This is a genomic window from Psychromonas sp. MB-3u-54, assembly GCF_002836415.1.
Lineage (GTDB): Bacteria > Pseudomonadota > Gammaproteobacteria > Enterobacterales > Psychromonadaceae > Psychromonas.
In genome coordinates this window covers 38,933-61,437 of record NZ_PJBP01000185.1, presented here as the reverse complement: position 1 = coordinate 61,437, position 22,505 = coordinate 38,933, and the positions used below count along the sequence as shown (strand labels likewise).

General features: G+C 40.9%; 16 protein-coding genes. 7 read left to right on the top strand and 9 right to left on the bottom strand.

Annotation, left to right across the window (positions count from 1 at the left end; all coding sequences use genetic code 11):
* The first annotated feature begins 30 nt into the window (after positions 1 to 30).
* Positions 31 to 1,131, top strand: a complete 1,101-nt coding sequence (locus CXF72_RS18855) for an RNA-guided endonuclease InsQ/TnpB family protein (protein ID WP_101041329.1) — start codon at positions 31 to 33, stop codon at positions 1,129 to 1,131.
* Between the two features lie 55 nt (positions 1,132 to 1,186).
* On the opposite strand, the gene CXF72_RS18850 is transcribed toward CXF72_RS18855, so the two are convergent.
* The gene (locus CXF72_RS18850; protein WP_101041328.1) at positions 1,187 to 2,578 is read right to left on the bottom strand and encodes an MFS transporter; all 1,392 of its coding nucleotides are present in this window, start codon (positions 2,576 to 2,578) and stop codon (positions 1,187 to 1,189) included.
* Positions 2,579 to 3,453: 875 nt separating this feature from the next.
* Positions 3,454 to 4,344, bottom strand: coding sequence for a LysR family transcriptional regulator (locus CXF72_RS18840; RefSeq protein ID WP_101041327.1), 891 nt, complete (start codon positions 4,342 to 4,344; stop codon positions 3,454 to 3,456).
* Between the two features lie 168 nt (positions 4,345 to 4,512).
* On the opposite strand from CXF72_RS18840, the gene CXF72_RS18835 reads away from it, so the two are divergent.
* The 6 genes from CXF72_RS18835 (at position 4,513) to CXF72_RS18810 (ending at position 11,807) form a co-directional block, all read left to right on the top strand.
* Positions 4,513 to 4,920 (top strand): RidA family protein, encoded by a 408-nt coding sequence (locus CXF72_RS18835; protein ID WP_101041326.1) that lies wholly within the window; start codon positions 4,513 to 4,515, stop codon positions 4,918 to 4,920.
* Between the two features lie 87 nt (positions 4,921 to 5,007).
* Positions 5,008 to 6,468 carry an aldehyde dehydrogenase family protein gene (locus tag CXF72_RS18830; RefSeq protein WP_101041325.1) on the top strand — a complete coding sequence of 487 codons (1,461 nt, stop codon included), beginning with the start codon at positions 5,008 to 5,010 and terminating at the stop codon, positions 6,466 to 6,468.
* A gap of 55 nt (positions 6,469 to 6,523) precedes the next feature.
* Positions 6,524 to 7,513, top strand: a complete 990-nt coding sequence (locus tag CXF72_RS18825) for a membrane dipeptidase (protein WP_101041324.1) — start codon at positions 6,524 to 6,526, stop codon at positions 7,511 to 7,513.
* A 117-nt stretch (positions 7,514 to 7,630) separates the two neighbouring features.
* Positions 7,631 to 9,232 carry a BCCT family transporter gene (locus CXF72_RS18820; protein ID WP_101041323.1) on the top strand — a complete coding sequence of 534 codons (1,602 nt, stop codon included), beginning with the start codon at positions 7,631 to 7,633 and terminating at the stop codon, positions 9,230 to 9,232.
* Positions 9,233 to 9,348: 116 nt separating this feature from the next.
* Positions 9,349 to 11,079, top strand: coding sequence for a hypothetical protein (locus tag CXF72_RS18815; protein ID WP_101041322.1), 1,731 nt, complete (start codon positions 9,349 to 9,351; stop codon positions 11,077 to 11,079).
* On the top strand, positions 11,076 to 11,807 hold the full coding sequence (locus CXF72_RS18810) for a DUF3726 domain-containing protein (protein WP_101041321.1): 732 nt from the start codon (positions 11,076 to 11,078) through the stop codon (positions 11,805 to 11,807). Before CXF72_RS18815 ends, CXF72_RS18810 begins: the two co-directional genes overlap by 4 nt.
* 706 nt (positions 11,808 to 12,513) lie before the next feature.
* Here CXF72_RS18810 and CXF72_RS18800 read toward each other — a convergent pair.
* The 7 genes from CXF72_RS18800 to CXF72_RS18770 form a co-directional block, all read right to left on the bottom strand.
* Positions 12,514 to 13,533 carry a hypothetical protein gene (locus CXF72_RS18800; protein ID WP_101041320.1) on the bottom strand — a complete coding sequence of 340 codons (1,020 nt, stop codon included), beginning with the start codon at positions 13,531 to 13,533 and terminating at the stop codon, positions 12,514 to 12,516.
* A gap of 166 nt (positions 13,534 to 13,699) precedes the next feature.
* Positions 13,700 to 14,248: a PEP-CTERM sorting domain-containing protein gene (locus CXF72_RS18795; RefSeq protein WP_101041319.1), complete on the bottom strand. Its 549-nt coding sequence runs from the start codon at positions 14,246 to 14,248 to the stop codon at positions 13,700 to 13,702.
* A 581-nt stretch (positions 14,249 to 14,829) separates the two neighbouring features.
* Positions 14,830 to 17,472: a tetratricopeptide repeat protein gene (locus CXF72_RS18790; protein WP_101041318.1), complete on the bottom strand. Its 2,643-nt coding sequence runs from the start codon at positions 17,470 to 17,472 to the stop codon at positions 14,830 to 14,832.
* 43 nt (positions 17,473 to 17,515) lie between these two features.
* On the bottom strand, positions 17,516 to 18,877 hold the full coding sequence (prsR, locus tag CXF72_RS18785) for a PEP-CTERM-box response regulator transcription factor (RefSeq protein ID WP_101041317.1): 1,362 nt from the start codon (positions 18,875 to 18,877) through the stop codon (positions 17,516 to 17,518).
* 24 nt (positions 18,878 to 18,901) lie between these two features.
* Entirely contained in the window at positions 18,902 to 20,182 is a 1,281-nt protein-coding gene (locus CXF72_RS18780) for a hypothetical protein (RefSeq protein ID WP_101041316.1), read from the bottom strand.
* A gap of 7 nt (positions 20,183 to 20,189) precedes the next feature.
* Positions 20,190 to 20,942, bottom strand: coding sequence for an AAA family ATPase (locus CXF72_RS18775; protein ID WP_101041315.1), 753 nt, complete (start codon positions 20,940 to 20,942; stop codon positions 20,190 to 20,192).
* The gene (locus tag CXF72_RS18770) at positions 20,939 to 22,504 is read right to left on the bottom strand and encodes an XrtA system polysaccharide chain length determinant (protein WP_101041314.1); all 1,566 of its coding nucleotides are present in this window, start codon (positions 22,502 to 22,504) and stop codon (positions 20,939 to 20,941) included. The genes CXF72_RS18775 and CXF72_RS18770 overlap by 4 nt, the downstream gene beginning before the upstream one ends.
* Position 22,505 lies beyond the last annotated feature (1 nt).

Genomic DNA, 22,505 nt, shown 5'->3' with positions numbered 1-22,505 from the left:
ATATTCTTTTCCTGTTCTAAAGTAGCACTTATGAGAGAACAGGCCAATGTAATTAAAACGTTAAAAGTCAGAGTTAAGGATAAACACAAAGCGATCCTTAACCGAATGGCGTTTGAAACAAATCAAGTATGGAACGCAGCAAACGCTGAAACTAGCGAATGGTGTTATATTCCTATACCTGAAGTTGGCTATATTAGAAATAATATATCGGCGTTTGATCTTCAAAAATGGTTAAAAGGTATTAAAAAAGCGCGCGGTTTCATTATCCCCGCCGTAACCGTTCAAGAAATTATTGCTGTTCATGCAAAAGCAAGAAAACAGTTTAAGAAAGATAAATTAAAATGGCGCGCTTCTGGTGGCGCAAGACGTTCACTTGGTTTTGTGCCTTTTAAATCAACAGGGATCAAGTGGATTAACGGACAGGTTAAATTTGGGGGTTTCTTTATTAATGTGTGGGATAGCTACGGGTTAAGTAAATATAACTTTAAATCGGGTAGTTTTAGTGAAGATAGCCGTGGTCGCTGGTACTTCAATATTGTGGTTGAAGTACCTCAGGTTAAATCAATAGGTATAGGCGAAATAGGTATTGATTTAGGACTAAAGACAACGGCTACTTGCTCCGATGGTACTCAATTGGCAAGAAAGGCATTTTATAGAAATTCAGAAAGCAAGTTAGGTAAAGCGCAAAGAGCGAATAAGAAAAAACAGGTAAAAAGTATTCATGCCAAGATTAAAAATCAGCGTAATGATGCAATGCACAAGTTCTCTACAGAGCTGGTGAGAAATAACGGTTTAATTGTTATCGGAAACGTAAGCAGTTCTGCTTTAGCAAAAACTAAAATGGCTAAATCTGTTTTAGATGCGGGGTGGCACATGCTAAAAACCCAACTAGATTATAAATCCAAAGGGATGCTAGTTGAGTTTGTTGAAGTTAACGAAAAGTACACTACTCAGATGTGTTCGTGTTGCGGTGAAATAACCGCTAACAGTCCGAAAGGTAGAACAGGTCTTGGAATAAGAGAATGGTCTTGTGCCGAGTGTGGCACAGTGCATGATAGAGATATTAATGCAGCAAAGAATATTCTCCGTTTGGGACATCAAACGCTAGCAGTAGGAATCCCCGCCTTTTAAGGCGGGGAGGATGTCAAGCACAGTAAGCCATCAGTAGATCAAAAATAGTGAAGTCTTATTCAGATCTCGATTTGCCACGTAAAACCGATATTACGCAGGCGACGACAACAAATGCCAGAGACATATTTAATGCCATCTCAACTGTTTTTATAAGTGCAGGGTTCTGCTCGGGTGTAAACTGAGCATTACCCAGATAGAAATGTACCATAAGATTCACCAGGCTCATTCCGAAAAGATTGCCTATGGTTCGCGCAAGATTCATCGATGCTGAAGCTGCACCCACCTCATGACTCTTAGCTGAGCCCATGATGGCGTTATTATTGGGAGTAGAAAACAAACCAAAGCCGATCCCAATCAATAGAAACGAACTGGTAATATAAGCCACACTGGTTTGGGTATTCATGCTGCTCAACACCAACAGCCCGCAAGCAACAATCACACAACCAAGGGTCGCCACCACCCGAGGCTGAAATCTATCGGCCAGCCTGCCAGACAATGGTGCCATTATCGCCATCGACAATGCCTGAACCAATATAACCTGCCCAGCATGTGAAGGACTGAGGCCTTTGACATATTGCAAATATAAACTCATTAAAAATATCAGCGGAAAATTACTGGCATACATCAACAATGATGTGGTTAATGACATGGAAAAAACCCGATTTTCGCGGAACATTTGTACACGGATAAGCGGCCGGCGACTGCGACTCTGATGTAAAATAAAAAGTGCCAAACTGATAGCCGAGAGTCCAAGCATCACCAGCCCTAAACTGTTCGGTACGATGCTTAACCCATATACTAACGAGGACGCAAACACAGCAAAAATAAATGTACCCCACCAGTCATATTTGGTTTTTTCATCATTCTTCCATTCACCTGACAAGCGCATTTTAATCAACAATAAAAGTGCGATTACGATCGGTACCTGAAATAAAAATACCGAACGCCAGCCCCATAATTCAGTTAGCCAACCACCTACTGCTGGTGCAATGGTTAATCCAACATAAACACATGCAGAAGCTATGCCAAGAGCCGCTCCTCGTTTATGGGAAGGCGTAACCGAGGTAATAATTGCCACACCCGGACCAAAAATCATCGCCGCCGCAGCACCTTGTACAAATCGCCAAAACAGCACCCATTCGATACTGTTGCCAAATCCACACATAACAGAGGAAAAGGCATTTAAGGCCAGACCATAGGCATAGATCCGCTTTCTTCCGTAGTTGTCTGCCAACTTGCTAGCAGGCAGCATAAATATCACACTGCTTAATATAAACAGTGTGGGTAGCCACGAAACCATCTTGGCATTGGCTTGTAAATCAGCGGCTAAATCTGGAATAGCGATGTTTACAGAGGCCATTCCCAGAGGTCCAATAATGGAACCCAGACAAACAATTATTAATGCAAATTTGGCGACAGCAAAATTTTCAGAGGAAGTTTTTGGCAAAGCGGGAAAAAGTCCTTATTACTAAGTTAAATTTTAATCATACCCAAGAAATATTCCAAGTACAGGTATTAATTTTTTGCTTTGCAGATCGAATACTGTCAAGCACCTGCGGGGTAATATTAATATCAATAAAGTGAATCGATGCTTATATCACTGTTTCACTGTGCGCTTTTTTTACCGCTAGACAATAAATGGGATCACGCTTTTAACCCGCGGCATGTAATCTAAGTGACTGGCGGTTGATACTGGTACGGCCCACACTCCAATAAGTATCCCGGTCTGAATAGGATGGCGAACTATCTTATAAAAACCTGATATTTTAAATGTAGCAGCAGGAGCGGACAAACATTGCATAGGATCGTTGAGTTAACTTTCACATCACGGTATTTTGAAATGAGGTTACTTTTGGGGATTAATCGCCCAATCACTTTTCCCTAAGCAGAGCTAGTCCAATTAGATTACAGCGCAATATTTGAGTAAATAAACTACCTGCCTCAAACCTACTTTAAAGCCACACGTTGGTGACCGACATTAATCGCCACTACAGACCTGCTTATCCAATTAAGAGTTAGAACGACCATTGTTCAGAATAGTAATCAAACGTTTAAAAAATGGGTCTTTAGCCGGGTTGTATGACTCAACGCCATCCCAGTAGTAATTACCAAGAACTGTCTTCACATTTTGATAGTGAGTGCGTCGGGATGATGCGCGTCTGTTTGGTGTAGTACCAAGTACACTTGCAAGGATGATGACTACCCATTATATTTTCCCCGTGCAAATTTAGACCATTTACTTATTATCAATTCAACTGCCTAAATAAAAAACAATGGATCGCCCACCTTTCGCACTAGGCTCGCTTCTCTGAAAAATAAACATTAATCGGATTCGTCAGTGTAGTTGAGGTATTGAATACACAAATCGAGAAAGCTTTGTGCTTGTGGAGAGATGGTCCGATCTGCCAATTTGAAAATCCCAATTTGGCGTTTGAGTGGCGGATCGGTCAAAGGGATCCAAATCAACCGGGTCTCATTAGTCGGGAAAGCGAGTTTGGGTAGCGTGGTGATGCCGATGCCCAATTCTAATACCGAAAAGAGCGAAGTGATATTCTCTATCGAGTAAAGCGCTTTTTGGCTAAGGACACGTGCTGGTGTTGGATCTAATAACGTGCAGGTGCCGTTTCTAATAAAGGGTTGTTTTAACAATGCTTGCCATTTGATCCCTTCTGAATGCGCAGCGATCGGGTTATCCCGTAAACACACTACCCCAATAGGATCCGTGAGCAGTGGCGTAAAGTCTAGCGTATCGTCTTCGATGTTAGAGCTATTTCCGAGCGCTAAATCCACTTCACCTGCCAGCAGTCGCGCTTCGACCCCCGCTGCATTATCGTCAACTAAGCTCACTTCCACCTTGGGATACTTTTCACAAAATGCGGCTAGTACACTGGGAATAAGTTTGGCTGCTACGGAAGGGACACTGGCTATCCTGACCCTTCCCTGTTGTCCGGCAGCTGCCGCGCGCAAGTCATTATCTAATGCACTATAAGCATTCAGAAACTGCATTATTTTTGGTAAGCATATTTTGCCAAAGGGGGTGAGTGTCAATTTGTTTCCTGATTCGAAAAGGGGTTGGCCGAGTATTTTTTCAAGCTCTTTTATTGACGTAGAAAGTGCTGCTTGAGAGCGGTTTGCTCGATTTGAAGCGGCTCGAAAGCCGCCTTCTTCGACCACCATCACAAAATGATTTAATTGTTGGAGTTTAATATTCATGGATGCGATTCCTTGTGAGCCCATTATTTACCCTGATCTCAATAGCCTGATAACTTTTACTTATCAAATGAAAGAATTTTACCGTTTCATTTATCACTAGTCAAAGAGTAATCTACAGCCATCTTGTTGCACAGCTGTTAAGTAGCTGTTAAATAGTTGGATTAAAACATGCATACTAACAATAAAAAATACCCGGTTAAAACGTCTCTTTTCGCCTCAAAAGCACCACTTGAATGGGCGATTGTCAATAACGGTACTCTCTATACTGCGCAAATTCCCATCGATGATACGGGTGCGGTAGTCGCGGGTGGAATAGAAGCTCAAACTCGAAAAATCTTCAGCAACCTTGTTCATACCTTGGAATGTGCCGGTGAATCGTTGGACTCAGTGCTTCAAGTAATGATTTACGTGACTGACCGTGAATACCTGAAAACCGTGAACAGCGTTTATGCGGAATATTTCAAGGTCCCTTACCCAAACCGTGCAGCTGTAGTGGTTGCAGGGCTAGCTCGCGAAGAAATGCTGGTGGAATTTGTGGTTTACGCTGCGGTCTCGCCTGAAGAGCTAATAAATTAATAAAATTAAAACAGTTCCAATCGTTCTCTTATTTACTTAACGGGCTGGAAGACTTAAAGGCAGCTAGCCCACTACAAGGACAAAATAATGACTCAAGCACAGAATGTTCCAACAGAAAAATCACTTTATATTGCGGGTCAATGGCAATCGGGCATTAGCACCGTCGCTAATATCAACCCATCAGACATTTCAGAAAGTCTGGGGGATTTCGCTCAGGCAAGTGAGACGCAAGTTCAGCAAGCTATTTCAGCGGCTAAATACGCACAACCAGAATGGGAAAAAACACCCCTTGAGCGTAAGCAAACAGTATTACAAGCGATAGGTGATGAACTGATTGCGCGCTGTGATGAATTAGGCCGGCTGCTTTCGCGTGAAGAAGGTAAACCCTTTGCAGAAGGCCGGGGCGAGATTTATCGTGCCGGTCAATTCTTCCAATATTTTGCAGCAGAAGTGCTTCGTCAAATTGGCGATACTGCAGCTTCAGTGCGACCCGGCGTTTCAGTGGAAGTGACTCGTGAAGCGGTAGGGGTCATCGCGATTATTTCACCCTGGAACTTCCCGACTGCCACGGCTGCTTGGAAAATTGCACCCGCGCTTGCCTTTGGTAACAGCGTTATCTGGAAACCGGCCAACCTGACACCGGCCAGTGCGGTTGCGCTAACTGAAATTATTCACCGCCAGGGCATTCCCGCCGGGACCTTTAATCTGCTTTTAGGTAGCGGCTCCGTGGTGGGTGACACGCTGATCAACTCGAAAGAGATTAATGGCGTGAGCTTTACCGGCTCTGTCGATACAGGCCGTAAAGTGGCTACCGCGACTGCGCCAAACTTCGTGCGTTGCCAGCTTGAGATGGGCAGTAAAAACGCATTGGTTATCGCCGACGATGCGGATATTGAAACTGCAGTTGAAGCGGCTATAGCAGGTTCATTCTCGAGTTCTGGTCAAAAGTGTACGGCTTCATCGCGTTTAGTGGTAATGGATGGCATTCACGATGCTTTCGTGGACGCGCTGATCAATCGCATGGGTTCTCTTAGCGTTGGTCACGCGCTAAAAGAAGGCGTGTTCATGGGACCTGTGGTTGATAGTAAACAACTGGAATCGAACTTTTCTTGGATTGATAAAGCGCGTCAAAGCGGTGCAGAGCTAGCCTTTGGCGGGGAACGTTTGAACCTGGAACACGAGGGTTACTACATGTCGCCAACCTTATTTGTCAATACAAAAAACAGCTGGGAAGTCAATCAAGAAGAAGTGTTTGCTCCGCTGACTAGCGTTATTCGTGTGGCAAATCTGGAAGAAGCCATTGCTACGACGAATGACACTCGCTTTGGCCTGACCAGCGGTATTATTACGCAAAGTCTGCGTAGTAGCGCAATGTTCAAGCAGCAAGCTCAAAGCGGCTGCGTAATGGTCAACTTGGGAACGGCGGGCACTGATTATCACGTCCCATTTGGTGGCCGTAAAGAATCAAGCTTTGGTCCTCGCGAACAAGGCCAATACGCAAAAGAATTCTACACCATAGTGAAAACAGCTTACCAACGTCCTTATTAAACGTTTTCTGTCAGCAGATTTTCAGTAACACGACGAATTTTATTAAGGAGTAGTTATGTACCAAAAACGCATTGTGATTGATGGATTGCAGTACTGCAATTGGGATAGGGAGTATTTTAAAACGCTTCAAGCCAGTGGTATTACCGCTGTCCATGCGACCATGGTTTATCACGAAAACGCACGTGAAACACTGACTCGTTTTGCACAGTGGAACCTCCGATTCGAGCAAAATTCAGACTTGATTATGCCTGTTCTGTCGATGGCAGATGTAGAAAAAGCGAAGTCTTTAGGTAAAGTTGGGATTTACTTTGGTGCTCAAAACTGTTCTCCCATCGACGATGAAATTGGTTTGATTGAAGTGATGCGTAAACAGGGTCTGCTGATCATGCAGCTCACTTACAACAACCAAAGTTTGCTGGCGACGGGCTGCTATGAACAGTACGATACCGGGATCACGCGTTTTGGTAAGCAGGCGATAGCAGAGATGAATCGCGTGGGCATGATTATTGATATGTCGCACAGTGCTGAACGTTCAACACTTGAGGCGATTGATTTGTCTACGCGGCCAATCTGTATCAGCCACGCGAATCCAATATTTGCACACGATGCACTGCGTAATAAATCTAATGATGTGATTAAAGCGCTGACGGCGCGTGGTGGTTTAATTGGTTTTAGCTTATATCCATTTCACTTGCCAAATGGCAGTCAATGTACGTTAGAAGATTTCTGTAAAATGGTGGCAACAACGGCCGATATGGTCGGCGTTGAACACTTGGGTATTGGCAGTGATTTGTGCCTGAATCAACCCCAAGAAGTGTTGCAGTGGATGCGTAATGGACGCTGGTCAAAATCAATGGATTACGGAGAAGGTTCAGCAAGTAATTCTTCATGGCCGGACGCGCTTCCCTGGTTTTGCGGAAGCTCTGGCATGGAGAATATTTACAACGGATTAATGCGTCACGGATTCAGTGAATCTGAGACGGGGAAAATACTGGGTGAGAACTGGTTTAACTTTCTAAAACAGGGATTAGAGCCTATTTCGTAACGTAGTAGTTCAAACACGGAACAGCTTGCCCGATATGAAAGTAATAGACAGCTGTTAAATAACCCTCTTGTAGTCATCATCTATATGGCAGCTGCAAAGAACCACTGGAGTCAGAATATGTCTGATTTAATTAATAAAGTGAAAGCTTCTAGCTTTGAAGCGGCAGGAATGAATACTGTACAACATTCAGGTACAAGTAACAGCACAAGTGTTGCTGATAAACTTGGCTTGGGTAATCCTGCTTTTTGGTACAGCGGCGGATTTATCGCCCTGTTCGTTCTTCTCGCACTGTACGATGCTGAGCTGCTGTCGAGCCTGGTGAATACTGGCTTCTCTTGGGCAGTAAAAGTGTTTGGTCCTTATTGGCAATTACTTCTATTGCTGACTTTTATTATCGGTATTGCGCTGGCTGCAGGACGAACAGGAAAAGTTATTCTTGGTGGTATCGCCAAACCTGAAATGGATGCGTTTCGTTGGATGGCTATTATCTTCTGTACATTACTTGCGGGTGGTGGTGTATTTTGGGCAGCAGCGGAGCCAATCGCGCATTTTGTGAGTCCTCCTCCGCTTTATGGCCCTCAGCTGAATGCCCAGCAAGGCGCGGTGAATGCGCTATCACAATCATTTATGCACTGGGGATTTTTGGCTTGGTCAATCGTTGGCAGCTTAACAGCAATTGTAGTAATGCATTTACATTATGACAAAGGACTGCCCCTAAAGCCGCGCATTTTACTCTACCCAGTCTTTGGCGAGCGGGTGCTTAAAGGTCATACTGGTGCGTTAATTGATGCATGTTGTATCGTTGCTGTCGCCGCGGGCACAATCGGCCCAATCGGCTTCTTAGGCTTACAAGTTAGCTACGCATTAAATGCTCTTTTTGATATCCCAGATGGCTTTACTACTCAATTAATCATCATCCTTTTTGCAATTGTACTGTATACCTTATCGGCACTGAGTGGTTTGAACCGCGGCATGCAGATGCTAAGCCGTTATAACGTGATTTTAGCGATGGTATTGATGGTTTATATTCTGATCTTTGGGCCAACGAATTTTATCTTTAACGGTTATATTCAAGGCGTAGGCAGCATGTTGGATAACTTCATTCCAATGGCGACTTATCGTGGAGATGAAGGTTGGTTGAGCTGGTGGACGGTATTCTTCTGGGGTTGGTTTCTTGGTTACGGTCCAATGATGGCTATCTTTATTGCCCGTATCTCTCGTGGCCGCAGCATTCGCCAATTGGTATCAACCATCAGTTTGATAGCACCCCTTGTGACCTGCTTCTGGTTTACCATAGTCGGGGGATCTGGTTTAGCATTTGAAATTGCGGATCCGGGCAGTGTAAGTAGCGCCTTTGAAGGTTTCAACTTACCAGGGGCACTGCTGGCCGTGACTCAGCAGCTGCCACTGCCCATGCTCGTTTCAATCTTGTTTCTGATCCTGACCACTATCTTCATCGTGACAACAGGTGACTCTATGACTTACACCATCAGTGTGGTTATTAGTGGTGAAACTGAACCAAATGCAATGATTCGAATATTTTGGGGGGTTATGATGGGGGTAACTGCTTTGATACTGATTTCCCTTGGTTCTGGCGGGATCTCTGCGTTGCAATCATTTATTGTTATCACCGCTGTACCCGTTTCTATCATCTTACTGCCGTCACTCTGGAACGCGCCGCAAATCGCGATCCAGATGGCGAAAGATCAAGGGCTATAAAACGAATTAAATCGAATTGGTGTTGATACATCAGTCGAGGAGATGCTCAGAGGGCGAGTTCGCTCGCCCTAACTGGAAGATCAAATACTTTAATAACTAAAATGGTGGTGAGGAATATGGATGCAGATCGTGCTACCCGCACTGAAGCAACACTGCGAAATGCAGATGTTGTCATGGCGCCGGAAAGGCTGGGAGCTATGCACCAGACTAGAATCAGCTTTGTCCGAACGTTAATTCGTAAAATGGCACAACAGCAATGGAAAGTCAGCAAGCAGGAATGGCAACTTTGTCCGCAAGGTTTTGGCCATGTAATTTACAAATTAGCGACACCTCATCACGTTTATCACTTAGTCGTTTTTTGTGACCAAATAGCCGACAATGAGCGCAATGATCGCGTTATTGCTGAAAAATGGGATGTCACCTTTGCCCTTGTGTATGGCTATGTTGATGTGAGTTTGCTTGAAAAGCTCAGATCTAATGTTCCCTTGCAGGAAGCAGGGCGTAATCCGAATAATGTCTTAGTATTGGCGAGAGCAAACAAAAGTGTTCGCGTGTTTGAACATATTGTCAGTCACCTTGCGAAAGGTGTTCAACCAAACCCGAAAGATCTTGCTGATGTCGGTTATATACTGCGTACAACCGCGGTTTACGGCAATGGAAAATTTGGTATAGCAGATTTCAAATTGCTAGAGAAAAATCCAGATTTCGAGCAGTCGTTCAGCGCGCAAATGTGTGCGGTATACCTGCTAAGAGCATTCAGCCTGGATTGGGTAAACTATCTGGCAATACAGCGAGGCGGTGAACAAGCAACGGAATTGCACAGTGAACTGCAACGCTATTTAGGCGTCGGCAATGCAACGGGTCTGGGCATGGCACCCTATCTTATCAATCACCCGTGCGTCGTTGACCAATGGATGACCACTCGCGAAACGGCCTTGGCCGCGGTATTAGACGGTGCCACTGAGGTGGATAAATTAGCGCCGCTGCAAGTTTTGCTGCAAAAAGCCATTCGTCACCTTGAACAGGTCATGACTATCAACGAAACGCAACAAAAACTCAATGCCATTGCGGTCGGTGAGCTAAAAAATCTGCACGAAAATTTAGTAACTTTAGTGGAACAAAGTCAGTGTTGGAGAGATCTGTTCGTGCACTCACAACACCTGAGTCTCGAAACCCAGGAAATCCTGGCTGCGTGTTTGATGGAACTTTATCCTGAATTGGTGGATGTTTATCAAGAACAGATGAATTGTGATGAAACGCTCTCTCTGCCGAGTGGTAAAAAAATTCAGGATCTATTGCTGACTCTGGAAAAAAACTATCGTTGGGCGATCAATACCGATTTCAGTCTGGCTGAAAACCAGTACTGGTTCTGGTATCGCTCTCAAGACAAAGAAGAACCAAGACTTGGTGTACGTGGAGAAGAGCCGGGTGATGACAGAGAATCACTTTTAGATATAGGTCGTCAAGCTAATCGCTTATACCATGCGCTACTTGGACAGGCGCCAGAATTATCCTTGGTTGAATTCCTTGTTCAATATCCGCAATATCGCACCATAGCGCGGCGGGTATGGACTATGGGTCACAAAGCGATGGGCGATATTCAAATGAACGTGTTGCATAAAGCGTCGCTTCCAATGCATTTATTACGCTGTAAGTTATCCATGTTTGGTGCGACAACCTTTGATCCGCGCTCGGATCGCTGGGTGCGGGTGACATTCTTCCAGGGCGCACCATTATTGGATGAAATTCACGCTCAAACAGCGAAAGACGATTGGCTTTTTCCATTATTACCTAACCACAATGAATTATTGAATAATGAGCAGCCGCTCGGGAGTAAAGGGTTATGATCGTTTCTCACAATGAGTTAGTAGCGGCTGTAAACAAAGCATTTCTTGGTATGCGCCGTTCCTGTGGTGAAGCCGATATCATCGCAAATATGGTTGCAGATTTACAAATAGTGGGCTTGCACGGTGTCCGTCATTTCAACAATGCCAGCGCCTTTATGGGGTTAGAAAATGATTGTCCTGCCGACATTAAAGTCACCGGCGAAAATACGATTGAAGTTGATTTGCATAACTGCAGCTTGGCTTGCTACCTGCCCGTTGTCATGGATTACGCAATTGAAAAAATGGTCGGTTTCAAGTCTCTCAAGATTGAAATCAATAATTGCCACAACCGTTGGTTGGCTTATAGTGAGTTAGTTAAATTGGCCGCTAAGGGCATCGCCTGTACGGCAAAATGGGATAATGGCAGCGCCCCTAACCGTACTTTGTATGTGCTTAACTGTGGCCGTATAACACCGGAATTGTTTTTGTCTGATGAGGTTAATGATTCTGATCAACGATTGCACGATATGAGCATCGAACTTTCTGTTCGTGACTTCGATGTGGCTCGTCTGTCTGAAGGTTACAGTATGCATGTTGATCCTAATACGTTTGCTCAAGCTCAGAATAGTGCCTGGAAAAACGGTATTTTTATCGAGGATGCGCAGTGGAGTACTTTGAAACAAACCGCGACGGCGATTCTTGTCGAAAATAGCGAACAATCGGTGAAAGGCGCGGGTGGGCTTAGCTAAACAATAAAATTGATGGTGTTAGTGGTGATTTATATGGACTCATATTTCTGATTTCACAAGCCTGTACTTATCCTCATGGAATGATGCTAATGCATCATTCCATGAGGGGACAGGTTCATTTCAATTCAATAAACTTTAATAAGTAACATTCAGCTGCCGTAGTTGCGCACGTCAAGAATGGTATCGGTGCGATCGGGTAACAGATAGCTTTATTACGATAAAACCTAGGGTCTGTTGACCTTTGGAGTGCAAATTTTGTTCAATCTGAAAGTGTTCTGAGCAAGGCATGAGGAGGGCAGCATAGTTATTCTATGTAAACTTTGATCAACGCAGCGCAGGACGCTTTTAGATGAACCCGAAGGGCAGCATTTGTGGATACGATCGTATACGTTATCGTCTACTTATGTAGAATCACGACAGGTTGCAGGCTCTGCCTTGTATAAATCACCCACAAATTGCTGTAAAAATACACACAAAAGGTCAACAGATCCTAGTATTAGGCCAAATAAGATTGAGTAAATCGGCCAGACAGATAAGTTGAGAATCCCGTTGATTGTTGGGAAAAAGAGTCTTTAGCAGCACAAAGAATTTACCAGAAACCAATATTTCGCATGACGTTAAGTTCAGAATGTTATTTTCTCGAACATCCATCTAGTGATGATCTATTATCAGCTAAATCTAAAGTGACTAGAAAAATCACTTATCTTTATGCATTTTTAAGGTGTTTAAGATCTTGATAGGTGATGGAGGTTAACTCTGTATGTTTTTTTATAAAATCTTCTAATTTTATCAGTGAGTAGGGGGATAAACTTTTTGGATGCCCCATTACATTAAAAATGCTGTTTTTATCTGCAAGTTTTAGATGCTCTTTAAATGCTTTTTCCAGCTGCCCGGCTTTTGAACTATCAAGCATAACTGGCCCATAGGTTGTTTTAGTTAAACGTTCAATATAATAGCTTCGACTGGCCAGCATCGCTTGCCCGTCGCCAAAAGGGGTGAATAGATGACTGGAAAGTTTTTTGCGCAGTGCGAGCTTCCAAAAGAACAAAGGTGATGTTTTAATTGCGCTGATAGGGATCTCCGTAAAGTAGCCATCTTGTAATGCCGTTAGAGGATCATCATCAAAGTGCCAATGTGCTTTAGTAGGTATCTGATTAAACTTAAACCAGCGTGTGGGATCATCGGAGTGTCCCTGTGCAAAAACGGTGCTGTCTAACCAAATGTTATTATCCTGCAGTGCCTGTTTGATTTTATCAAAGGGTTGCAAACACCAGCCGCCAGCTCGAAAAGCGAATATTGTTTGTTCACTGCATGATTCGAGCTCTTGTTTATAACTTGCTACTATTTCATCAATTTCCTGCGGGCTAAAATCATGCAGGCGGTAACGCTGAGTATTGATAACCCAGGCATTGCCGTCATAGAAGCTATCCTCCCAGTGCGGGTGAATATGCAGTTGTATATCATGGCCCTGTGATGAGAGTGCTTGTAATTGCTTTTTAATGGCAGCGTATTGTCGCTCTAAAACAGGGAAATTAGCGGCATACTCTTTTAGTTTAACCAGAAAGCCCGCATCAACAAATAAACTAACCTTATAGTCGTATTTATTGAGTAGCATTAATAATTGTTGGGTCGGATCAATAATACACTTTTCAACGCTACCACAATTTTCACCGAAAAAAATTTCGTAATCTAAGCTAAGCAGCAACTGAATCTGGTTATTTTCCATTAATTTATTCCGATTAAATATGTAAAGAGATAATGGTAGCGCATTCGATATGACGGGATAAGTGTAGACCAGCTTTGGATAGAAGGTTTTTTAGATATAAAAAAGCCCAAGATTATAATTATTAATCTTGGGCTTACGGGTAACCTATGATTTGACTTGATAGGTTTTATGATGCTTTTTTGTTACGACGAGCGAAACCAAAACCGAGTAAGCCCAAACCTAACAACGCTGCACCAGCGGGGGCAGGAACCGTTGTTGATGAGAAAGATACCAGATTTTTATTGCCCTGTGCTGTGAGTTTCCATATGCCTGCAGTATCGTCTAAATTCATATCAGTACTACTAATAATACCGGTACCTCCAATTACTGCATCACCTAAATAACCTCCTGTAACTTGGTTTTTAGTGAAACTGGTAATATTAAAAGTAAATGTACCAGCCGTCCATAAAGGGATTGGTGCCGTATCACTAACATTGAAGTCTGTAAATGGAGCTGCTGTACTCTCTAACCCATCAAAATCACCTGTTACTAACCCATCAAAATTACTAACCAATGTTGTACCATCAAAATCAAATGAAATGACTTCAGTACTGTTGGTGACGATCATAGCGGCACCAACGAAATCAATTCTTCCATCAATAAGCCTTGCAGAGGCTGTGCCGGTTGCGAGTAAAAGAGCCATAGAAGTAGCTAATAACGATATAGATTTTTTCATTTTCATTCTCCTTAATAGTATGGATGATTCCACATGCTAAATAGTGCATTCAACGTGCCAAGTTAAAAAAGAAGTTTAATATCAAGTGATTATGTTTTTGTTGCTGTTTAGCAAAGGGCTCTGGTATTCAATGTGTAAAATTATCCGACAGTATTATTTGATAGTTTATGCATTAATCATTGTTTTTAATGAACCAAGTCGGCATGTTTAAGTAAGCTCTTCAGCTTTATATTTTTGATTAAGGTTTTATTCTTTCAGTAAATTGCAAGCTATTGTTTTTTAATTTTTTTAATTTTTTTATAAAAAACAGACTATTTCTCACAATAAAAGAGTGTAAATCTTTCCGACATGTCATTATTAATGCTTTCAATTAATGACTTCAGAGATTCAAGGTTTAACATTTAACTTGTTGATTTATAATTGTTAAAAATAAGTAAGTCGTATTGTCTATTAGCAGAGAGAATTGTGGGAGAGGTATTGTTATAAATAATATGCCTTTGTTGCAGTTTTTTGTGCATTATATAATCGAGAGTGTAAAATCGACAACTGACCGTAAAAGGCCAGTTGTCATAAGTTTTCATTTATTGGTTATTTATTTCCAATAAGTGAGATTTAATCTCTGGCTCATCTGGAGATAATCGTATGGCTTTTTCAATTAACTGTTTGCCCTGCTGTCGTTCTCCATTTTTATATAAAATCCAGCCGTAAGTATCTAAAATGGCAGCATTGTCAGGCATTAATTTATATGCCTTCTCCGCTAAGCTGATGGCAATAGGGTTGCCTTGTTCAAAATACAACCAGGCGGCGTTGTTTAAGCTGACAACATCATTCGGTGCTTGTTTTAGTTGTGCATCATAGACCTGTAGAGCTTGCTCTTTGTTGCCATTATTTTGCAAATTAATCGCTTGATAGCGTATTGCCGCTAGGCTTTTGGGAAATGCTTGCTGCCATTCACTAAGAAAAACCGCCGCTTTTTCTGAATTATTATTTCCCAACAATAGATACAGTTGCTCTGCAAGTTGTTCATCTTTTGTTTTTTGCCAGTAAGCCGTTAATAAATTAATGGCTTGTTGCGGCTTTTCTTGTGCTACGAATATGCCTGCATGCAATCTTGTTGCTAAAGAGCTCTTTGGTGAAATTTTGGCAATGTTATCTGTGGTTTTTTCCGCTTCAATATATTGCGCTAAGCGGATTTCAATATCAGTTAGCAAGCTTAACAACGTAATATTTTCGGGTTCTTGCTTAAGTGTTGTGATCAGTATTTCTTTGGCTTTCGAATAGTCATTTTCTGCGAAAGCTTTACTCGCCTTTAATAAATTAAGTCGTACGGTTAATTTATTAAGACTTGTTTGATATTTTTGCGGCAGTTCATTCCCTGCTTCCTCCGCATAACCCGTTGCCAAGTCAAGCTTATTCTGTTGCAGGGTTAAATTTGCCAGCGTTAATGCTAACAGGCTGGCTTCATGATTTTTGGGTAGATAGTTGGCCGCCTTTAACGGATCTTTTTGCTGCTCTATCAAGCTGTTAACAATACCGGTATAAGGCGTAATTTCCGTCGGATAATAGCTGATGATTTGTTTGTAATTATCCAATGTTGCTAGCCAATTTTTTTCGATTTGGTTGATTTTGACCAGACTATAAAGTGCTTGGAGATGGTTGTTTTCCAATGCCAGAATCTTTTCTATTATTTTTCTAGCTTCGACTGATTTGTTTTGATAAATATAGTAGTTTGCCACAATTAATTGCGTATCGGTATTGTCGCTATACATGCTTTTTAAATTAGTAACATACTTATCCGCTTCCGTGAATTTTTTAAAAGTAAGCAGTTGACGAAGATATAACATCTGTAATGTATTATTTTCGGGATGAGAAGACAAAACAACATAAATTAAGGCTAATGCTTTTTCTGCTTGCGGCTCAGGTAAACTGTTATAATAAAAACTTTCTGTTAATGCGAGACGAATTGATTGCGGTGCTAATAATTTAGCTTTATCAATCGCCATTTTGGCTGTTGCAAACTCTTTCTGTTGTATTGCCGCATTTGCATAAAGCACCCAAGTATCAACATTTCTGCTTTTTTCTGGTATGTTTTTGAGTAAGTTTAAGACTTCCTCTGCTTTGTTTTGCTGCAATTGAGTGGCCATATACAACTCAGTGAGTTTAATTGGGGATATTTCCGGATCGATAAAATCGGCTAAGTATTTTTCTGCACTTTCAGGATTTCCTTCATTGTAGAAAATCAAGGCTAATAAAGTGGCTGATTTTTGGTGTCCGGGATTATTATCTAATATTTCTAATAATAACTCTTTAGCTGTTGCAAACTGTTGATTTTCAAATAGTTCAAGTGCTCGTGTATACTGCATTGAAACGGACTCTGCTCCGGGAAATTCCTCAGATAGAATACGTGTGTATATCAGAGCTTCTGAACTACGGCCTTGTTGGGTTAGAACATTCGCCAAGCTTTGAATAATCTGGATACGTTGAGAGGTAAAAATGTCGCTAGTTGGGAGAACGGCTAAAGTTTCCGATAGTGACTTCTCGGCATTAGCAAGATCCTCGCTTTTAATGTAAATCATACTTTTAAGGAAGAGTGCTTCGGTGTTGTTTGGTTCTAATTTAATAATTTCATCAAGAGTAGTCAAGGCTGAGCTATGATTGTCTGAGAGAGCTTCAATTTTTGCAAGTGCAAGCATGCTATCAATTTTATAATCTGGATTTTTTAATGATTCTGTAAAGGCTATCTTTGCCTGTTGTAAATTATTACTAAAAAGTAACTGTTGTGCTTTTACAAACTGCAAACGTTGAGGTTTGCTTTGTAAAATTTCTGTCTGCTGCTCGATTAGGCTTTGAGCTGAGACTGTTTTTCCAGATTGTTGATAAGCATCTAGCAGTGCAAAATAATATTCAATATTTTTAATACCTGGAAAAGATTCAAGCAATTTAACACTTTCTAATGGTTGTCCTGATTCCTGGTTGATCTTTGCTATAATCAAATAACCATCAATACTGTCTGGATCTATTTTAATCGCATCATTGGCAGCGCGATATGCAGCTTTAAATTGGTATGCGTCAAGATATGATTGTCCCTGTGCAAGGTAGGCATCTTTGTTTGTGCTCTTCTGTATCTCTTTTGATTCTCCGCAAGCAGAAAGAAAGACAGTTGCTGCAAGCATTGATATTGTTAATGCTTTGTTTATTTGAAGGTTAAACACTTTTAATTTCATATTTATCTTACCTATTCAAATCGGCTTTAATATACAGCCAGTATTACAGGGGGGGATTTGTATTTAAATGATGCTTTTTCATTAAGTCATAGAGTGTGGGTCTAGTTATGCCAAGTAATTTTGCTGCAGCTGAAATATTATTATCAGTTGCATTAAGTGTTGTTTTTAATGCGTTTATTTCAGCACTTTCTCTAATCATTTTTAAGCTAAGTGGGCTGCTGTCAGGTGATTTTAATCCGATATCTTCTGCTGTTATATTTTTTTGTTCACACATAATTGCGGCACGTGTTATTTTATTGCTAAGTTCACGGATATTACCGGGCCATGAATACGCTTCTATTGCATTAATGGCATGTTCAGTAAAGCCGGTGACTTTTAGGTTTTCTTTTTGAGAGTACTTTTGAAGCAGATAGCGTGCTAATAGGACTTTATCGGAGCCTCGCTCTCTTAATGGAGGGATATCTATTTGTATCTCTGCTATTCGGTAATAGAGATCTTCGCGGAATTCACCACTAGCCATCATCTCTTCTAAATTTCTATTAGTAGCGCAAATAATCCGGGTGTCCAGGTGGATTAACTTTCGACCGCCAATACGTTCAATTACTTTTTCTTGCAGGAAGCGCAGTAACTTGGCTTGTAATAATATCGGCATTTCACCTATTTCATCAAGAAATATTGTTCCACCATTTGCCAGTTCTAATTTACCCAGTGTACTTTTTATAGCCCCTGTATATGCACCTTTTTCATAGCCAAACAGTTCACTTTCAAATAAATTTTCAGGTAGCGCTGCGCAGTTAATGGCAACAAAGGGATGTTCATTACGTGCGCTTAATGCATGCAGTGATTTTGCTAATACCTCCTTACCGGTACCACTTTCACCTAAAAGTAAGCAAGCTGCGCTAGTGGGGGCAACTTTTTCGATTAGTTTACAAACCTTTAACATGCGTTCATCTGCGGTAATTAGCCCTTCAAGATGACTGCTTGTAGAGAAATTAAAAATTCTATTTTTGGTTTCAAGTTGGTGCATATGAAATGCACGTTGTACGATAAGCGCCAAGGTATCAGGATTTACCGGTTTACTGTAAAAATCATATGCACCAAGGCTGACCGCTTTTAAGGCATGTTCATTACAATCATTGCCAGTCATCACAATTAACTTCATATGTGGATTGATAGATAGGGCTTGCTGCAGTAAAGAAAAACCTTCTGTCACACCATCAGGATCAGGGGGTAAGCCTAAATCTTGCACTATTACTTGTGGTTCATGTAAACGAATAGCAGCAATTGCATTCTTCAAGCTTGCTGCGACAACAACACTGTAATCAGAAAAGTGCCATTTAAGCTGCGTTTGCAGTCCTATGTCATCTTCAACAATTAATAATGTTTTGGTCTCGTTTATTGACAAAATAATTCCTTAAAAATTAATTCGTTAGTATCTATATGCAATTCTGCTTGTATAGTATTGCTCTTTATAACCAGAGGTGTTCTGCATATCGTCTTGTTTTTCAAAAGCGGCGCTAAGCTTTATATACAGTGATGGAGTTAAATTATATTTTGCGGAGACTTCTGCTTCAGTCACTTTTTTTATTGCACTGCTGGTTAGATTTGTTCTGTAATAACTGACCGATAAACTAGAGCTTAAACTTTCGGTTAATGACCATGTCAGTTCGCCGAAAGCGCCATATTTATCTTCAACATCAAGCTCGTCTATGGCGGTCAATTGTTCACTACGCTGGAAGTCAAAACGTAGGTTACTTACCAAGTTATCATTCAGCATTATATATTGATGTTCTAATGATAAATATGTATACCAAAACAATGTATTTTCCACAAAGGCTATGGGCTCAGCTGTTTCGAACTCTCGAGATGAATCGGTAAGTGTTTTAGATGAGTTGAAAGTAAATAAATGCTTTCTAATTTGTGCATTAATAGTGAATCCATAATGTTCTCCATTATTTTGCTCACTTCGACTGTCAACCCATGTTTCCCCTATATTCAGCGAGTAGGTTCCTAATAGATAACTCCGTGTTAATTTTGTGTCTAGTTTTTTTTGTCTGTATCTCTCATTAAAATTATCAAACTTTTTTTCGCTGCCAGAATAGCTTACCTCAACTTGGGCCTTCTCACTGAGAGCATATTGCCAGCTAAGCAGTCCTTGATTGCTATTGCTGTCACTCGTTGCACTATTTCCCGCAAACCAAGTTTCTGTGTGATCTGCACCAAGCATAAAGGTAGTTCTATTTGAATAAGGAATAGACCACTGCAAGCCAGCTTTCAAAAAATCATTTTCATTCTGATTATTATCATCAGCTTGGCTTGGATCGATAAGATAACGCCGGCGTGTATGCTCAAGGTTAAAAAGTAGGTTTTTATTGAAAACTTGCTGTGAAATTAATGCATTACCCGTCCAATAATTATCGTTTTGTAATGCCTTTTCATTTTCTTGCGTATATTCGGTGTAATAATTAAGTGCAATATCAGTAGTTGTAAATGTTTGTTTGTAGCCCAGTGACATATCAGCCGTCGCTGAGCTGCCTGTCTTTTTGCTATCGGCTGATTTATAAATGTTGTCACTCACCGTATAACCAGCTCCAATTTCCACAAATGAGCTTTGCTCATCAGTTGCTGATACCGCGGCATGAGCTTGAAATAACAAAGCAAAAAAAAAGATACCTGGACATGATTGAGTAGATATTTTGTTTATATTCATAAGTATCTCATTTTTTGTTAATAATGATGCCTGCAAGTTTATCGTTACTGATTAACTCAATGCCGGTCTGAATTTGTGATTCACTTGTCTGCCCATAGCGCACGACTAAAATAGCCATATCGCAAATTGACGCTAAAATCTGGCTTTCAGCATAATATCCAATAGGAGGGGTATCGAGAATAATAAAACGATCTGGATAGCGTTTTTTGGCCATCTCTATGAAATTTTCCATCTTCTCCGATGAAAAATTTTCCGCGGCATGTTCAGTTTTAGATCCAGCAGGAATAATTCTTATTCGACGGATACCCGACGGATAGATAATATCCTCTATTTCCTGAGTATCTTCCTCAAGAAAATTAGATAAGCCAAATTTTGGTTTTTCTTTAAGGTAGTTATCCAAATAAGGCGTGTAACTATTACAATCAATAATTAATGCCGTTTTTCTATGATCCAAGGCAATACTAGCGGCTAAATTAACAGCAACATGTGTTGTACCCGAGCCTCTGTTAGTACTCGAAAGCATGCAAACAAAATTTTTGTTATTAGCCTTTTTTAATAGTTTAGTGCGTAATTCACGATAATCATTGAGCGATTTTTCATCCCGGCAACCGGGATAAATTATTTTTAATGTATCAAGTTCATCGGACGTTAATAACCGGTCATCACTCATTTTACGAATTTGTTTTCGACTATCATCAGAGGTGTTCTGTGGTTGATTATTTCTCTCTGCGACCTGTTTTTCTAAAGGCATTACTGTCATCTTATCTGCTCCATTAATAGATAATACAGTGGCGTAAATAGTTCAGATATCGGGTAGTCATAGCGATGACTAATGGCAATGCCGACATAAACACTTGCAACAAAGAGAAAACCAAAAATAAAGGTTATATTTGCTAACCTTTTTTTGTTTCTTTCAGGGCTGTTAAGCTTATGATCAATACTGATAAGAAGTGGAACACTCGTAAATTGTGCAAGTTGAGATGCAAAACGGATTTTATTATCTAGCAGTATTTTAACTAAAAATAGTGAAACTAGGACTAAGAAACCTAGAAAAGGGCCCGCAATAAAAAAATGTAGGAAGCGGGGACCCGATGGTAGTGTTGGATAGCTTGCCGGTTCCTGAACTTTGTAATTAACCCCTTGCCCCTCAATGTCAAGTACCATTGATAATCTAGCTTTCTCTTTATTGGCAAGCATATCTTCATAAAGCCCTTTGATGACACTGTAATCCCTGTTTAATTCAGAAAGCTCCGCCTGGTTGTTGGCAACACGTTTACGTCGCTCATAGGCTTCTTCGAGCAGTACTTTGAAGGCATTAAGTCTATTTCCGATGGTATTATGTGAAACTTGTGCCGTCGATAATTTACTACTGATTTCTTGGTACAATGGGTTAAATTCAGCCCCTATTTGAGACTTGTCTTTTTCTTTAAAGGATAAGTTTGTGATGTTTTTTTCCATGTCACTAATCTGATATCTGACTTCAGCGACTTCAGGGTAATCGTCTTTGTAGCTGAGTAACAGATTATCAAGATATTGTCGTAACTCTTTAAGTCGGTTGTGATAAATAGCTGCCTCATAATCATTGGATGAAAACTTATCTTGTGATCTCAATTGATTTTTGAGTGAGGAAATTCGTGTTAAGCTTTCCATTTGAAAAATCTTCATATCCTCAATTTCATTACGTAACTGTGATATTCGAGATTCCACCTCTGATTCTGTTCCATCTAAATGGCTGGATTTAAATATTTTTAATTTTTTTTCAGCTAACAGTAACTGGTCTTTATAACTTACAACTTGTTGCTCGATAAAATTATATGCACTACGGCTCTCATTTTTTTTGGTATTTGCACTATCCTCCACAAATAATGATACGACTTCATTAAGTAGGCGAAATGTTATATCGGGGGTCGCATCCTGATAAGATATTTTCAGATAGTTGCCAGACAGACCCTCAACGTCGATGCTTTTCCGTAAAGAGGCCCACTTGTCTGCTAAAAGCTGCGGTGTCGGAAAGGCCTTTTTTCCATATACAGCATCAATCACTTTATTTAATTGCCGAGGAGAGAATATAACATCACGAACTTGTGCCGTTTTGCTTTGTTTTACGCTGGTAATTGAGGTTTGCTTACCGAGTAGTGGTTTGATTATATTTTGAGTATCAGCAAAAATAGTGGTCTCACTACGAAATACTGAGGGCTTATATATTCCTATTGCTAAAATAGAAAAACTAATCAGGGTAACAAGTAACGCTGCCTTGAATTTTCTCAGACATACTTCTTGCCATGCCGCTGCTATGTATTTAAATATTTCATTAATTTCCATG